Annotated in this window: 11 protein-coding genes; 8 read left to right on the top strand and 3 right to left on the bottom strand. The window is 51.8% G+C overall.

The annotated features are described in order from the left end of the window. Positions 1-6: 6 nt before the first annotated feature. Positions 7-1683: a MutS-related protein gene (locus BMY62_RS02405; RefSeq protein WP_090656060.1), complete on the bottom strand. Its 1677-nt coding sequence runs from the start codon at positions 1681-1683 to the stop codon at positions 7-9. Between the two features lie 92 nt (positions 1684-1775). Here BMY62_RS02405 and BMY62_RS02400 point away from each other — a divergent pair, with 92 nt between their 5' ends. The 8 genes from BMY62_RS02400 to BMY62_RS02360 all read left to right on the top strand — a co-directional run bounded on the left by BMY62_RS02400 (position 1776) and on the right by BMY62_RS02360 (position 12286). Beyond that, positions 1776-2939 carry an efflux RND transporter periplasmic adaptor subunit gene (locus BMY62_RS02400; RefSeq protein ID WP_090656057.1) on the top strand — a complete coding sequence of 388 codons (1164 nt, stop codon included), beginning with the start codon at positions 1776-1778 and terminating at the stop codon, positions 2937-2939. Next, positions 2936-3610: an ABC transporter ATP-binding protein gene (locus BMY62_RS02395; RefSeq protein ID WP_090656054.1), complete on the top strand. Its 675-nt coding sequence runs from the start codon at positions 2936-2938 to the stop codon at positions 3608-3610. The genes BMY62_RS02400 and BMY62_RS02395 overlap by 4 nt, the downstream gene beginning before the upstream one ends. Continuing rightward, positions 3607-4809: an ABC transporter permease gene (locus tag BMY62_RS02390; protein ID WP_090656051.1), complete on the top strand. Its 1203-nt coding sequence runs from the start codon at positions 3607-3609 to the stop codon at positions 4807-4809. Before BMY62_RS02395 ends, BMY62_RS02390 begins: the two co-directional genes overlap by 4 nt. Further along, entirely contained in the window at positions 4806-6005 is a 1200-nt protein-coding gene (locus BMY62_RS02385) for an ABC transporter permease (RefSeq protein ID WP_090656048.1), read from the top strand. The genes BMY62_RS02390 and BMY62_RS02385 overlap by 4 nt, the downstream gene beginning before the upstream one ends. Before the next feature lie 189 nt (positions 6006-6194). Beyond that, the gene (locus BMY62_RS02375) at positions 6195-7733 is read left to right on the top strand and encodes an ABC transporter permease (RefSeq protein WP_090656043.1); all 1539 of its coding nucleotides are present in this window, start codon (positions 6195-6197) and stop codon (positions 7731-7733) included. Further along, a complete protein-coding gene (locus BMY62_RS02370) occupies positions 7730-9796 on the top strand; it encodes an ABC transporter ATP-binding protein (RefSeq protein WP_256207396.1) in 2067 nt (688 codons plus the stop codon). The genes BMY62_RS02375 and BMY62_RS02370 overlap by 4 nt, the downstream gene beginning before the upstream one ends. Further along, a complete protein-coding gene (locus BMY62_RS02365) occupies positions 9786-11387 on the top strand; it encodes a peptide chain release factor 3 (protein ID WP_090656034.1) in 1602 nt (533 codons plus the stop codon). Before BMY62_RS02370 ends, BMY62_RS02365 begins: the two co-directional genes overlap by 11 nt. A 29-nt stretch (positions 11388-11416) precedes the next feature. After that, a complete protein-coding gene (locus tag BMY62_RS02360; protein ID WP_371264062.1) occupies positions 11417-12286 on the top strand; it encodes a YicC/YloC family endoribonuclease in 870 nt (289 codons plus the stop codon). Positions 12287-12389: 103 nt separating this feature from the next. Here BMY62_RS02360 and BMY62_RS02355 read toward each other — a convergent pair whose 3' ends face one another. Both BMY62_RS02355 and BMY62_RS02350 read right to left on the bottom strand, forming a co-directional pair. After that, positions 12390-13199 carry a formylglycine-generating enzyme family protein gene (locus tag BMY62_RS02355; protein WP_090656031.1) on the bottom strand — a complete coding sequence of 270 codons (810 nt, stop codon included), beginning with the start codon at positions 13197-13199 and terminating at the stop codon, positions 12390-12392. A 177-nt stretch (positions 13200-13376) separates the two neighbouring features. Next, positions 13377-13907 (bottom strand): REP-associated tyrosine transposase, encoded by a 531-nt coding sequence (locus tag BMY62_RS02350; RefSeq protein WP_090656028.1) that lies wholly within the window; start codon positions 13905-13907, stop codon positions 13377-13379. Positions 13908-13942: the final 35 nt, after the last annotated feature.

The raw sequence follows: 13942 nt of genomic DNA, 5'->3' as shown, positions 1-13942 counted from the left end.
ACAGCGCTAGCTTGTTTTATTGCTGCTGCCGGACAAATGCTGCTCGATATGCTTGTCGACATCCGCTTTACTGAAACCGATCTCACTGGCAACACGATGCGCGTGACTGACGCGGGATATGCCGTCGATCATTCTGTGCGTCGGACCTTCCTGTACAAACTCGACCTGCAGATAGCGGCCGATACCTTCACCCTGTAACCGCTCACAAAGTTCATGATTGTGGGTGACCAGTATGGTGCTGGCGCCCAATTGATGAAATCCCTTCAGGATATATTCCGATAGCGTCATTTTTTCCTCAAATGTAGTGCCCTCGGATAATTCGTCAAGCACAACCAGACTGCGTGGCGTCGAATTAAAAAAAATCTCGCGCGTGCGTTTGAGCTCATGCCCAAAGCGTCCCATACCCGCCTCCAGCTGTCCCGGATCTGGCACCTGATAATAAATCCGTTCGGCGGGGACCAGTTGCGCACTGGTTGCCGGTATATAGCAGCCAATCTGGCCAAGCAGCTGAAGCTGGGCAATCGTCTTGCAATACGCTGTCTTGCCGCCGCTGTTTGGCCCGGTAATAATCAGCAACCTGCCGACTGTATCCAGGACAATATCGTTCGGCACATAGTCAGGATGGTCATGAATCAACAGGGGGTTTTTGGCGTTATCGACGATCAGCAAATGATGCGGTTCGTCCAGTACTTTGGGTAATGTCACAGGCTCCTGCAGCGAAGCCCTGAAGCGGTGAAATGACAATAATTCATCCAGCATGCCCAGGGCATCATACAGTCTGGCCAGATCTTCGCTTTGCCGGTATAACCGGCGCAGTGGATAAATCACCGAATCACGATCTGACGCGCCCATCGCCAGCAATACGATCGGGAAAGCCGGCACGGTTAACAGCAGAATCCCATAACCGATATACGAAGCGCCAAGTTCTGGTGCCAGAATTTCAAAAAAAAGCATAATCGCATAAATTGCCGCAATAAATATAACTGCCGGCACCCATTTGAAAATAGTCGGACGAAACCGCGGTAACGGCAAAAATCTGGGTTTTTCCTGCTGCGTCCTGAATTTGTCGTTGGCGAGGTATACCGGCCCTTTCATCAGCTGATAAACATACGTCTGCTCAAATGTCTGCAGCGTTGAAAACAGAATTTGCAGATACCGGCTATCAGGCTGTGGTAATGTTTTAGCGGCGGCAACTCGGTCAACGACATACTGCGTGCCTTCACGATACTGATGATAGCCAAAACCGCCAAATTCGAGCCTTCCTGATCTCTCGGCCGGCACATCGGTGGTCAATCCGCCGACAAACTCTCCATACAACAGATATTTGAGTTCATGCTCGCTTTTAACACCATTCTCAACATAGCGTTCAAGCGCTTCACAGATATTCTGGTTCGCTTCAATTTCCCGCAGCGCATCCTGTTTCATTTGTAAAACCTGCGCATCAGGCAGCGGACGCGCTAATGAACGATACAGGCACAAACGTCCTGCTTCGGTTTGAGTATGATTGATGGTAGCAAACAGCTTCTCGGCTTCTATCGCTTCGTATGTTTTCGGATCCAGTACCGTATGGTCTGACTCAGCAGGACGAAAGTTGTCTATGCTAACGGGTCGATCACCACTGGAGAGAATGAATGGGTGACGCCAGATAGATTCTTCGGATATCGCTTGGCTGGAAATATTCATAAATTTTGTTAATTCATGCAAAAGCAAGGTTGATTGAATGTGTAAAATATCAGTATCTCAATTAAGAATACAAACAAAATCGCTACTTAATTATGCAGCAATCGAAAAAAACATTCCGCTTTATCATATATGGCGGTTTTATCGTCTTGATACTTGCTGCGGTATGGTACTTTTCCCGTCCGGAGCCTCCAGAGGTTGAATTGGCTGTTGTCACGTACGGTAATGTCGAGTCCACCGTGGTCAATACCCGTGCCGGCACAGTCAAAGCTTGCCAGCGCGCCAGACTGGCTCCAGCACTCGGTGGTCAGATTGCGCACATTCTCGTCGATGAAGGCGACAATGTCGAGCAGGACCAGATTCTACTCGAGCTCTGGAATGCTGATCTGATCGCACAGCGAGAACTCGCCGAACGCCAGCTTTCGATGGCCCAAGAGCGCCGCCGGGAAGCCTGTATCATTGCAGAAAACGCCTGGCGGGAATCGCAACGGACACAGCAACTGGTCGATAAGGGATTTATCAGTCCGCAGGCCGCTGAAGATGCCGATGCCAATGCGCGTGCGCGACAGGCCAGTTGTGATGCGGCAATATCCGATATCAAGCGTGCGAAGGCGCAGATCCGCGTTACCCTGGCCGGTCTGGAACGCACCGTTCTTAAAGCACCCTTTGCGGGTGTCGTTGCGCAGATAACCGGCGAAATCGGCGAATACGCCACACCATCGCCACCGGGTATTCCAATGCCGCCGGTTATTGACCTGATTGATACCAGCTGCTTGTATGTGATGGCGCCCATGGATGAAATCGACGCCCCCAAAATCAGAATCGGCCAGCCTGCACGGATTACCCTGGACGCCATGCCGGAAATATCCTTTCCGGGCCGGGTCAGACGCATTGCCCCTTATGTCACAGAAGTTGAAAAACAGGCCAGAACCGTCGATATTGAAGTCGATTTCTCCGAACTGCCTGACAATCCGCTACTGGCTGGTTACAGCGCCGATGTCGAGGTGATTCTCGACAGCCGCGAACATGTGCTACGCATTCCGACACAGGCATTACGCCAGAACAATAAGGTATGGCTGCTCAGCCAGGACAATACATTGATAGAACGGCAACTTGAAACAGGTCTGGCTAACTGGAGCTTCACCGAAATAATCAGTGGTCTCGAGGACGGTGATCGAGTGCTGATTTCATTTGATCTTGAAGAAATCAAACCGGGTATCGCTGTACGGCCCAAAGCGTCCGAAACCCCTGTGTCATGATTGAACTGACCAGTATCACGCGCATTTTCCATATGGGAGAACAAAGTATTTATGCGCTGAATCATATTGATCTTGAGATTCAGGATGGTGAATATGTGGCCATCATGGGACCTTCCGGATCAGGAAAGTCAACATTACTGAATGTTATCGGTTTACTGGATAAACCGGACGACGGCAGTTACAGGCTCGATGGCAAAACAGTCACTGACTTGTCTGAAGCCGAGCAGGCACAGATCCGCCGTGAAAAGATCGGTTTTGTATTTCAATCGTTTCATCTGGTACCGCGCCTGACAGCTGCCGAGAATATTGAACTGCCTTTGATTCTTAGCGGACTGGCGGCGGCTGAGCGCAAACAACGTGTAAACGATACATTACGTGCATTCGATCTCTCAGACCGTGCCGCGCACAGGCCGTCTGAATTGTCTGGCGGACAACGACAGCGCGTCGCCATTGCACGGGCCACCATTATGCAGCCGACGGCTATACTGGCCGATGAACCAACAGGCAATCTGGACCATCAAATAGGCGTAGAAGTTATTGCGTTGCTGGAAAACCTGCACCAGACCGGCACCACACTCATAGTCGTGACGCATGACCGCGAGCTGGGTGATCGTGCGCACCGTCAACTGATGCTGCGTGACGGAAAAATCATGACCGATAAAAAGACATGACACTGGCCGATACTTTTTTTTTATCATTTAAAACCGTAGTCAGTTACCGCCTGCGCTCGGTTTTGATTATTCTTGCGATGACACTGGGTGTTGCCGCCGTTGTTGTGTTGACAGCGCTGGGCGACGGCGCCCGAAAATATGTTGTAAACCAGTTCTCCTCAATCGGTACCAATTTACTAGTTGTCATGCCCGGACGCGCAGAAACTACCGGTGCATTTCCCGGCGCCGTGCTGGGACAGACACCACGTGATCTGACGCTGAAAGATGCGCAATTGCTCGGCAGACTTCCTCAAGTCAGGCGGTACGCACCACTGAACGTCGGTGAGGCGGAGCTCTCCGCTTCAAACCGGCTGCGCGAGGTTACCGTGCTCGGCAGCAATGCTGAACTTATTCCCATACGGCATATGAAACTGGCTCAAGGCGGCTTTTTGAAGCATGGCGCTGACTACAGCGCCCAGATCGTCCTTGGTTCCCAACTGGCCAGCGAATTCTTTCCACTGACATCGGCCATTGGACAGCGAATCAGATTGAATGAACGTCGGTTTCTTGTATCCGGCGTTCTCGCCCCTCAGGGTAAAACCATGGGCCACAATACCGATGAAATCGTGATCATACCGGTCGAGCAGGCACAATCCTTATTCAACACCACATCTCTTTTTCGCATACTGGTCGAAGCCAAAAGCCACGATGCCATAGAACCAGCCAAAGAAGCCATTCTGGAAACGCTCAAACAAAGTCACGATGGCGAGGAAGATATCACCGTTATCACGCAGGATGCAATTCTGGCGACATTCGACCGTATTTTGCACGCGTTGACACTTGCTGTTGCCGGTATCGCTGCGATCAGCCTGATCGTTGCCGGTATTCTGGTCATGAATGTGATGCTGGTCGCAGTGAATCAACGCACTTCGGAAATCGGACTGTTGAAAGCGATAGGCGCGCCAGCCGCCGATATTCGTTTCTTGTTTTTTGCCGAGGCCATGTGGCTGTCTACAGCGGGTGCAGCTTTCGGTTTTCTGCTGGGTCAGTTAGGCAGTCTTATGCTACGCCTTGTATATCCTGATCTTCCTGCATGGGCACCAGCATGGGCCAGCATTGCCGGTATCACGGTCGCTTTATTAACCGGCATTCTTGCCAGTATTCTGCCAGCCAACAAGGCCGCGCGTCTGGATGCCGTTCAAGCATTGAGTAAGAAATGAACTCGATCGATACACTGCATTTTGCTTTCCGTTCACTGACCGCGCACCCCCTGCGCACGGCATTATCGGCATCCGGGATCGCTATCGGCATTGCCGCAGTTATTCTGTTAACGGCCATCGGTGATGGTGTCCAGCGTTTTGTATTATCGGAGTTTACCCAGTTCGGGACCAATATCATTACTATTACACCCGGTAAAATCACAACACACGGCGGCTCGCTGGGCGCTATCGGCAGCGCCCGTCTGCTGACCATCGATGACGCGATTGCATTAGGCAATTCCCGCTATGTCGAATATACCAATCCGAGCGTTATGGGAAATGCGGAAATCAAGGCTAACAGACTCAGCAGACGCGTCACGCTGTACGGCCAGGGACCCGATTTCGCGCGTGCGTTCAATATGCAGGTTGCTATCGGCCGATTTTTGCCGGACGACGATCCACGGAATCCACGCGCTTATGTCGTACTCGGTGCCAAAGTACATCAAGAACTGTTCGACAGCAAAAATCCGCTCGGAGAAATTCTGCAGGCTGGTGGCTCCCGGTTCCGAATCATCGGCGTCATGGCTCCCAAGGGTCATGTACTCGGGTTCGATCTGGATGATACCGTTTACATTCCCACCACACGGGCACTGGAGGTTTTTAATCGGGAAGGCGTAATGGAAATCAATGTGTCCTATCAGCCTGACGCACCGCTGGAAGCGGTTGTTGACGAATTAAAAGATATTCTCATCGCTCGTCATGGACGGGAAGATTTTACGGTCACACCACAACAGCAAATGCTCAGTACGCTCTCGACTGTTCTGAATGTACTCAAATTCGCTGTTGCGGCTCTGGGCGGCATTTCCTTGCTGGTCGGCGCTGTCGGCATGGTCACATTAATGCATATCGCAGTCGCAGAACGGGTAGCCGAAATCGGATTACTGACCGCGCTGGGAACAACGCGCGCGCGCATTCGGACTTTATTTCTGATTGAATCGACGGTGTTATCGACATTAGGCGGCATGGCAGGACTGATTGCCGGTTCCGGTCTGGCCGGTTTACTCAAAATTTTTGTCGTCAATTTGCCGGTTAACATTCCCTGGGACTATGTTTTAGGTGCCTTGGTAATTTCAATATTCATAGGTCTTGCAGCCGGCGTGTTACCGGCTATGCGTGCCGCTCAACTGAATCCCGTCGATGCATTGCATACCGAATAAACTGAACTGGCAGCAATCAAGCAGCGCGTTGTTGCATGCAAATCAAAAACAAGTGCATCCGGTTGACACCATTTCACCCTCAACAGAGAGACCGCAACAGAATAAGGTGATGGTGAAGCAGATACAATTATGTTATAACCGGTGGTCTGAAACCGTCCACATTTGACTCTGCTGTAAACGAATACTGAAATGCCATTCAAGCCCGTTATTCTCTGGACCGACTCACTGGTATTTTTACTGGTTCTGATCGTGCTCGTTACCATCTGGTATGTCCGAAAACATGAGCACTTGCTCGCCCCCTGGAGAAGAGTCGGACACAGTACCAGTGGCATGTCCGCACTTACCGTTTTACTGGTCTTCATTACTATCGGTTTACTGGATACGCTGCATTTCCGCCCGGCTTTACAGCACACAAACAGTCAGGGAGAAAGAGTGTACAGCGTTGAAGTGCTTAGTGTACTCGATATCGTGCTGACGCCGTTGCGAACCAACGTTGAAAAGACCTATTCAGCGCCGCTGGCGACGCATTTATATACCAAGGAGACTATCGACCTACCGGACGGCAACCAGATACGCACGTTTGCCAGGCTCGAATTTGGCGGCGCGCACCTTCAGAACCCGGAATCAGACCGGTTACCGGATATCGCGTGGCGGACCGCTACTGGTGCAGTGTTGGGACTACTCGTATGGTGCGGTTTGCATGCCCTGCTGTGCCTGAGCATGGCGCGGCGTTCAGACCGCAACTTTGCTCAGTGTTTTCAGTCCATCTGGCGGCGCTCGACTGAGATTCCATGGCATGCCATTCTTATTACACTGGCAATTGTTTGCATGCTGATCGGCATAACTACATCGCTCGCAATGCAATATCATGTGCTGGGCACGGACAAGGTCGGCCAGGATGTACTGTACCTTTCATTGAAAAGCATACGCATTGCGCTGATTATCGGCACTTTGACCACGCTGATTATGCTCCCTTTTGCATTGCTGCTGGGCATAACAGCCGGGTATTTTCGCGGCTGGATCGATGACGTGATTCAATACATTTATACCACGCTAAACTCCATCCCCAGTGTCCTGCTGATTGCAGCAACGGTTCTCATGATGCAGGTGTATATTGAAACTCATCCTGAAATGTTTGAAACGATCGCGTCGCGTGCGGATATACGTCTGCTTTTTTTATGCATTATTCTGGGTATTACCAGCTGGACCAGCCTTTGCCGGTTGCTACGCGGAGAAACACTGAAGCTTCGGGAAATGGAATACATTCAGGCGGCGCATGCATTCGGCGTCTCGCACTGGCGTATTATCAGCCGCCATATCCTGCCTAACGTAATGTACATTGTTCTGATAGCCACAGTGATGGATTTCAGTGGGCTGGTTCTGGCCGAAGCCGTGCTGTCCTATGTTGGCGTGGGCGTTGATCCGTCCATGATCAGCTTTGGCACCATGATTAATGCGGCCCGGCTGGAAATGGCCCGCGAACCGATGGTATGGTGGGCATTGCTGGCCGCATTTTTATTTATGTTCACCCTGGTACTCTGTGCAAACCTGTTTGCAGACGCAGTACAGAAAGCGCTCGACCCTCGCGTCAGAACTTATCTGAACCACGACAACCAGCCAAAGGCTAATATCCCGACTGCGGCAACCACACATCAGGCAGCGGCGACACAGGCATCCGTCTCGCCGGTTACTGCCGTTACAGTCAACAAACCACCACGGCGATCATGAACACATTGCTGCAAATCGAAAATCTGAAAACGATACTGCATACCGGTAACAGCCCGGTACGTGCGGTCGATGGCCTGTCATTAACCATCAATAAAGGTGAAACTTTCGCCCTGCTTGGCGAATCAGGCTGCGGCAAATCCATGACGGCGCTGTCCATCATGCGGTTATTACCTGACACCGGTGAAATACAGTCGGGCGCAGTCAGACTCAGCGGTAATGACATACTTCAGCTACCTGAGGCATCAATGCGCCGTATTCGCGGCAAACTGATCAGTATGATATTTCAGGAACCCATGCTCAGCCTCAATCCGGTCATGACTATTGCAGACCAGATTAACGAGGTTTTGAAACAGCATTTGCGACTGAGTAATGAGGCCGCACAACATCGCATTGTCGAACTGCTCGAACAGGTCGGCATTCCCGATGCACGCCGCAGAATGCATGAATATTCCTTTCAGTTTTCAGGTGGCATGAAGCAACGGGCGATGATCGCCATGGCACTGGCAGGACAGCCCGAATTGCTGATTGCCGATGAACCGACAACCGCACTCGATGTTACTATTCAGGCGCAGGTGCTTGATCTGCTGCGCCAGATCCAGCAACAAAATCAGATGACAATCCTGCTGATTACGCACGATCTGGGCGTCGTCAGTGAAATGGCGCAGGTCATCGCGGTCATGTATGCAGGAGAAATCGTCGAACAATCCCCGCGAGAACGGTTCTTTTCGCAACCTGCGCATCCATATTCCCAGCAGCTGTTCGCCTCGCTTCCGGCCAAACAGAAACGCCATCAGGAACTGGCTGTCATCAGCGGCACGGTGCCTTCTCTGTCGCAGCAATTCAAAGGCTGCCGCTTTGCTGACCGCTGCCCGCATGCTTTTGCACGCTGTCACGATACCGTGCCCCAATGGCACATAATTGCTGACAATCACAGCGTCCGCTGCCATCTTTACGATACGGCTGCAGTACCCGAACAATACAGACCGGCACCTGATATTACCTTGAAAACCGAAACCGCAGCACAGCAACTACAGACCGACAGGCCGTTATTGCAGGTTAACGGACTCAAGGTTCATTTCCCGATCCGCAAAGGACTGTTCAAGCGCGTTGTCGGTCAGGTCAGGGCTGTCGATGGCGTTTCGCTGAACATCTTTGCCGGAAAAACACTGGCGCTGGTCGGTGAATCGGGTTGCGGAAAAACCACCGTCGGTAAAAGCATTCTGCAGCTTATCGAGCCGACGGCCGGCAATGTCCGTTATAACGGCCATGAGCTGGTTGGCATGCGCCGTGAACGATTACGCCCGCTGCGTTCAGATTTGCAATTCGTATTTCAGGATCCCTATTCATCCCTGAATCCGCGTATGCGGATTATCGATATTCTTCAGGAAGGCATGAATGCACTCAATGTCGACACGCCTGCCGTGAATATTCAGGCATCGCAGCCCCCCCTTTCGCGCGAACAGGCAGTTGATGCACTGCTCGATTGCGTCGGATTGCCCGTTGAAGCCAAATGGCGCTATCCACATGAATTTTCGGGTGGTCAGCGGCAGCGCATAGCAATCGCCCGGGCGCTGGCGGTCAATCCAAGTCTGCTGATTTGCGATGAACCAACCAGCGCTCTCGATGTCTCAGTACAAGCGCAGATTCTGAATCTTCTGAATACGTTACAGAATGATTTTGGACTTGCATTTTTATTCATAACGCATAATATTTCGGTTGTCGAATATCTGGCCGACGAGATTGCAGTCATGTACCTGGGTCGTATTGTTGAATACGGGCGGGTCGATGAAGTGATCGATCATCCCCGGCATCCGTATACGCAGGCGTTATTATCCGCAGTGCCGGTCATTAATGAATCCTCTGCTGCAGCCATGATAAAATTAAAAGGGGATTTGCCCTCGCCGGCCTCACCACCGGCAGGCTGTCATTTTCACCCACGTTGTCCGCATGCCATGCCGGTCTGCAACCAGTCTTATCCGGCAGCCAGCACAATCAGCCCAACGCACTATACACATTGTTATCTTTATTCACAGGAGCACATTACTAGGCAACATGAGCATTGAAAAAGAAGTCACGCGGCGCCGTACGTTCGCCATCATTTCCCACCCGGATGCGGGCAAAACGACACTCACCGAGAAACTGTTAATGTACGCCGGCGCGATCCATATTGCCGGCAGCGTCAAAGCGCGCAAAGCCAGCCGACACGCCACCTCAGACTGGATGGAAATCGAAAAGCAACGCGGCATATCGGTTGCCAGTTCGGTCATGCAGATGGAATACCGCGACTGCGTGATTAATCTGCTGGACACACCCGGGCACCAGGATTTCTCTGAAGATACCTACCGCGTCCTGACCGCCGTCGATGCTGCATTGATGGTTATTGACGCTGCCAACGGTGTCGAGGAACAGACCCTGCGCCTGCTTGAGGTCTGTCGAGCGCGGCATACACCGATACTGACTTTTATCAACAAAATGGACCGTGAAGTGCAGCCGCCGCTGGACCTCATCGATGAAATAGAGCGCACGCTCAGTATGGATGCGGTGCCGTTTACCTGGCCGATCGGTATGGGCCGTTCTTTCCACGGCGTATATGACCTGCGCAAGCAAGGATTGCGTGTCTTTAAACCAGGCGCCGACCGTGCCGATACCGCAAACGAATTTGTTACAAACCTGAATGACAGGGATGTACAATTACGTTTCGGCTCTGCCCTGAGCGATGCACAACAGGAAATCGAACTGATTGAGGTGGCCTCTCCGGCCTTCGATCACATGGCGTTTCTTGCCGGCCAGCAGACACCGGTTTTTTTCGGCTCGGCAATCAACAATTTCGGCGTACGTGAAGTGCTGGATGCGCTGGTGGACCTGGCCCCGCCGCCAGAACCCCGCCAGGCGATGCAGCGCGAAGTATTGCCCGACGAACAGAAATTTTCCGGCGTCGTATTTAAAATTCAGGCCAATATGAATCCGGCGCACCGCGACCGTATCGCCTTCTTGCGCATCTGCTCCGGTCAGTTCAGGCGCGGCATGAATCTTAAAGTCGCGCGCAGCGGCAAGGATATTCGTACCAATACCGTGGTGTCGTTCCTGTCGCAGCGCCGCGATATTCTGGAAGAAGCCTATCCCGGCGATATTATCGGCATACCCAACCACGGCACCCTGCAGCTTGGCGACACCCTGACTGAAGGCGAATCGCTGCAATTCACCGGCCTGCCGTTTTTTGCGCCGGAAATATTTCGCACCGTCGAAATAGCCGATCCGCTGCGCAGCAAACAACTCAAGCTTGGCCTGACCCAACTCGGTGAAGAAGGAGCAATCCAGGTATTCCGTCCCCATCTCGGCAACATGCTGTTGCTGGGAGCGGTCGGCATTTTGCAATTTGAAGTCGTTGCGCACCGTCTGCAACATGAATATGCCGTTGCCGCCCGTATTGCGCCGGCCAAATACCAGCTGGCACGCTGGGTGACGGCGGACGATCCGCGTGAATTGCAGCGCTTTATCGAAGCGAATGCGCACCGGATTGCTTACGACGCTGTTGACGCACCGACATTCCTGGCTTCCTTCGGCGCCGAAATCAGCGTGGCCGAAGAAAACTGGCCATCCGTGCAGTTTCACAAAATGCGTGAACACGCCGGACTGGTCTTTCAAACGCAATAAATTCATCCCAACGACTGGAGCATGCATCAATGATGATCAGCAGCATGACGGGCTACGCCACCCGGACGCAGACGACCCCTAACGGCACGCTGACGCTGGAATTACGTGCCGTCAACAACCGGTTTCTGGATATTCAGTTACGTCTGCCGGACGACTTCCGCGCACTCGAACCCAAAATCCGCGAACAGATCGCGCAGCATCTGAAACGCGGAAAAATCGAATGCCGACTGAATTTCACACCGCATTCGGACATTGAAAACCCGCAGCAACTGAACTCGGCGCTAATGCACAAACTGCTGGAACTGAATCACACGGTCAAAACCGCGCTACCCGAAGCAGCCGGCTTGTCCGTTGCTCAAATACTGAACTGGCCGGGCATGCTAGGCAGCAGTGTGCTGTCCATCGATGAATTACATCAAAACACGCTGGCTTTACTGGAATCAGTACTGCCAGAACTACAGGCGACCCGCATGCGCGAAGGCGAAAAACTGCAAACGGTACTGCTTGAGCGTGCCACAACCATGCGGCAACACCTGGCGGCAATTTTGCCGCGCATCCCCGACCTGATCGCAGCCTTTGAAGAAAAACTGGCCACACGCCTGCAGGAGGCACTCGATAATCGCGAAGACGACCGCATACGTCAGGAAATCACCATTTTTGCCGCCAAAATCGATATCGACGAAGAACTGTCCCGGCTGCGTACCCACCTGGATGAAGTCGAACGCATTCTGAACACCGGGGGAACCGTCGGCAAGCGGCTCGATTTTCTGATGCAGGAACTCAACCGCGAGGCCAATACCATCGGTTCCAAATCGGTCGACATCGAAATCTCCCGAATCGCCATGGAACTGAAAGTCCTGATCGAACAGATGCGCGAGCAGGTGCAGAATATTGAATAAAAAAGGTTTTGTAGGTGCTTTGTAGGGTGCCAATAAGCGAAGCGCATTGCACCATAAAGTCACGCCCAACGGTGCAATGCCCGTTGGTTATTGCACCCTACGATTATCGGGAAAGACGAAAGCCGTAATTGACGCGGCGGATAGACGGAGCAAAGCGGTGGCGGGAGGCAGAACGACAGAACCTGCCGCTGAGGAACCACGAACCGCCGCGCAACACGCGCCCGACCCAAGATTGAGGCCCTCGTGGATCAGTCACCGGCGTTAACGGATATTCGCCATACCAATCCTGACACCACTCAAAAACATTACCATGCATCTGGTACAAACCCCAGTTGTTACACGGCAAAGCTTTCACATTAATGGTATGTTTTCGGTACTCGCTGTTACGACCATTGAAGTAAGGACGATTAGCTTTAAAATTAACCAACGATGAATCGATCTGATCACCCCAACTAAATGGCGTTGTTGTTCCGGCACGGCAGGCATATTCCCATTGCGCTTCGGTTGGCAGACAAAGCTTCAACTCCGCTTTCAACCCGTTCATTGTATCGATAAATGCCTGCGCATCGTCCCAGCTGACATTCTCTACAGGACGGTCATCGCCTGGAAAATGAGGACTTGGGTTTTGATCATCTTCGCCCATGACTGCCGTCCACAAAGCCTGCGTCACCGGCGTATCGGCAATCCAGAAACCTTTGGTTAATGTGACTTCATGTTGTAATTCATCATCATCTCTTTCCGGCTCATCATTGGGGGAGCCCATCAAAAACGTTCCCGGTTCGCACCACCGAAACACCTGGCGCACGTCTTTATACGTAAACGCCATCCACAGCCCGTACTCATCCTCGCCCCAGTCGGACGCCCAGGCTTCAGGAAATTCTTCGGGAAATATTGTGTGTTTACGGAAAACCATGGCAATGGATTTTTTGTAAATACGTAACTTTCATTTAGCTTTGTAGGGTGCAATAAGTGAAACGCATTGCACCATAAAATAACCGGTTGTTGCAATGCGTACGACCTATTTTCAAACCCGCAACCGGTAAGGTGCCATTAAGTGAAGCACAATACACCAGATGATGAGACCAGTTCTTTACTCGTTACAATTTACTGCATCCTCATCACCACCTGCCCAGTTAGGTGGATACACGCCATTTTCCACCAATTTATGAAATGTCGAATGCGGCCAATCGGCTACATATTTGACCAAACCATGCTTGACCGGATTGATGTGCACATAATCCATGTGGGCATTGAAATCACGCTGATTCCGAATCAAATGCTCCCAATACCGTCGTTGCCAAATACCCCGCTCACCACGGCGTGTACGTGAAGCGTTACGTATTTCTTCTTGCGGCAGCCCTTTGGAAAATCCCATTTTGATTAACCGCCAGCGTGTCGAAAAATTCATGTCATTTGACGGCAATTCAATCACGCAATGCAGGTGATCCGGTAACACCACCCAACCGTGAATGACAAACGGGTGCGCCTTTCGTACCGTCGCGACCGATGCCCGCAACAGACCAATATGTCGCGTCAACAAATCATTTCCTTGCCGTTTCAACAGATTTACCGTAAAAAAATATGCTCCACCCGGATACCATAGACGTCGATAATTTGACATGATTTTCCTCCTGACACACCACACGATTCCATAAG

It is taken from the genome of Nitrosomonas marina (genome assembly GCF_900111605.1).
Lineage (GTDB): Bacteria > Pseudomonadota > Gammaproteobacteria > Burkholderiales > Nitrosomonadaceae > Nitrosomonas > Nitrosomonas marina_A.
The sequence above is the reverse complement of the archived record's forward strand: the minus strand, read 5'-3'. Positions and strand labels throughout refer to the sequence as shown.

Bases quoted from the DNA above. Each gene is read 5' to 3' on its own strand.
- BMY62_RS02405 (WP_090656060.1), bottom strand. From the start codon at position 1,683: ATGAATATTTCCAGCCAAGCGATATCCGAAGAATCTATCTGGCGTCAC.
- BMY62_RS02400 (WP_090656057.1), top strand. From the start codon at position 1,776: ATGCAGCAATCGAAAAAAACATTCCGCTTTATCATATATGGCGGTTTT.
- BMY62_RS02395 (WP_090656054.1), top strand. From the start codon at position 2,936: ATGATTGAACTGACCAGTATCACGCGCATTTTCCATATGGGAGAACAA.
- BMY62_RS02390 (WP_090656051.1), top strand. From the start codon at position 3,607: ATGACACTGGCCGATACTTTTTTTTTATCATTTAAAACCGTAGTCAGT.
- BMY62_RS02385 (WP_090656048.1), top strand. From the start codon at position 4,806: ATGAACTCGATCGATACACTGCATTTTGCTTTCCGTTCACTGACCGCG.
- BMY62_RS02375 (WP_090656043.1), top strand. From the start codon at position 6,195: ATGCCATTCAAGCCCGTTATTCTCTGGACCGACTCACTGGTATTTTTA.
- BMY62_RS02370 (WP_256207396.1), top strand. From the start codon at position 7,730: ATGAACACATTGCTGCAAATCGAAAATCTGAAAACGATACTGCATACC.
- BMY62_RS02365 (WP_090656034.1), top strand. From the start codon at position 9,786: ATGAGCATTGAAAAAGAAGTCACGCGGCGCCGTACGTTCGCCATCATT.
- BMY62_RS02360 (WP_371264062.1), top strand. From the start codon at position 11,417: ATGATGATCAGCAGCATGACGGGCTACGCCACCCGGACGCAGACGACC.
- BMY62_RS02355 (WP_090656031.1), bottom strand. From the start codon at position 13,199: ATGGTTTTCCGTAAACACACAATATTTCCCGAAGAATTTCCTGAAGCC.
- BMY62_RS02350 (WP_090656028.1), bottom strand. From the start codon at position 13,907: ATGTCAAATTATCGACGTCTATGGTATCCGGGTGGAGCATATTTTTTT.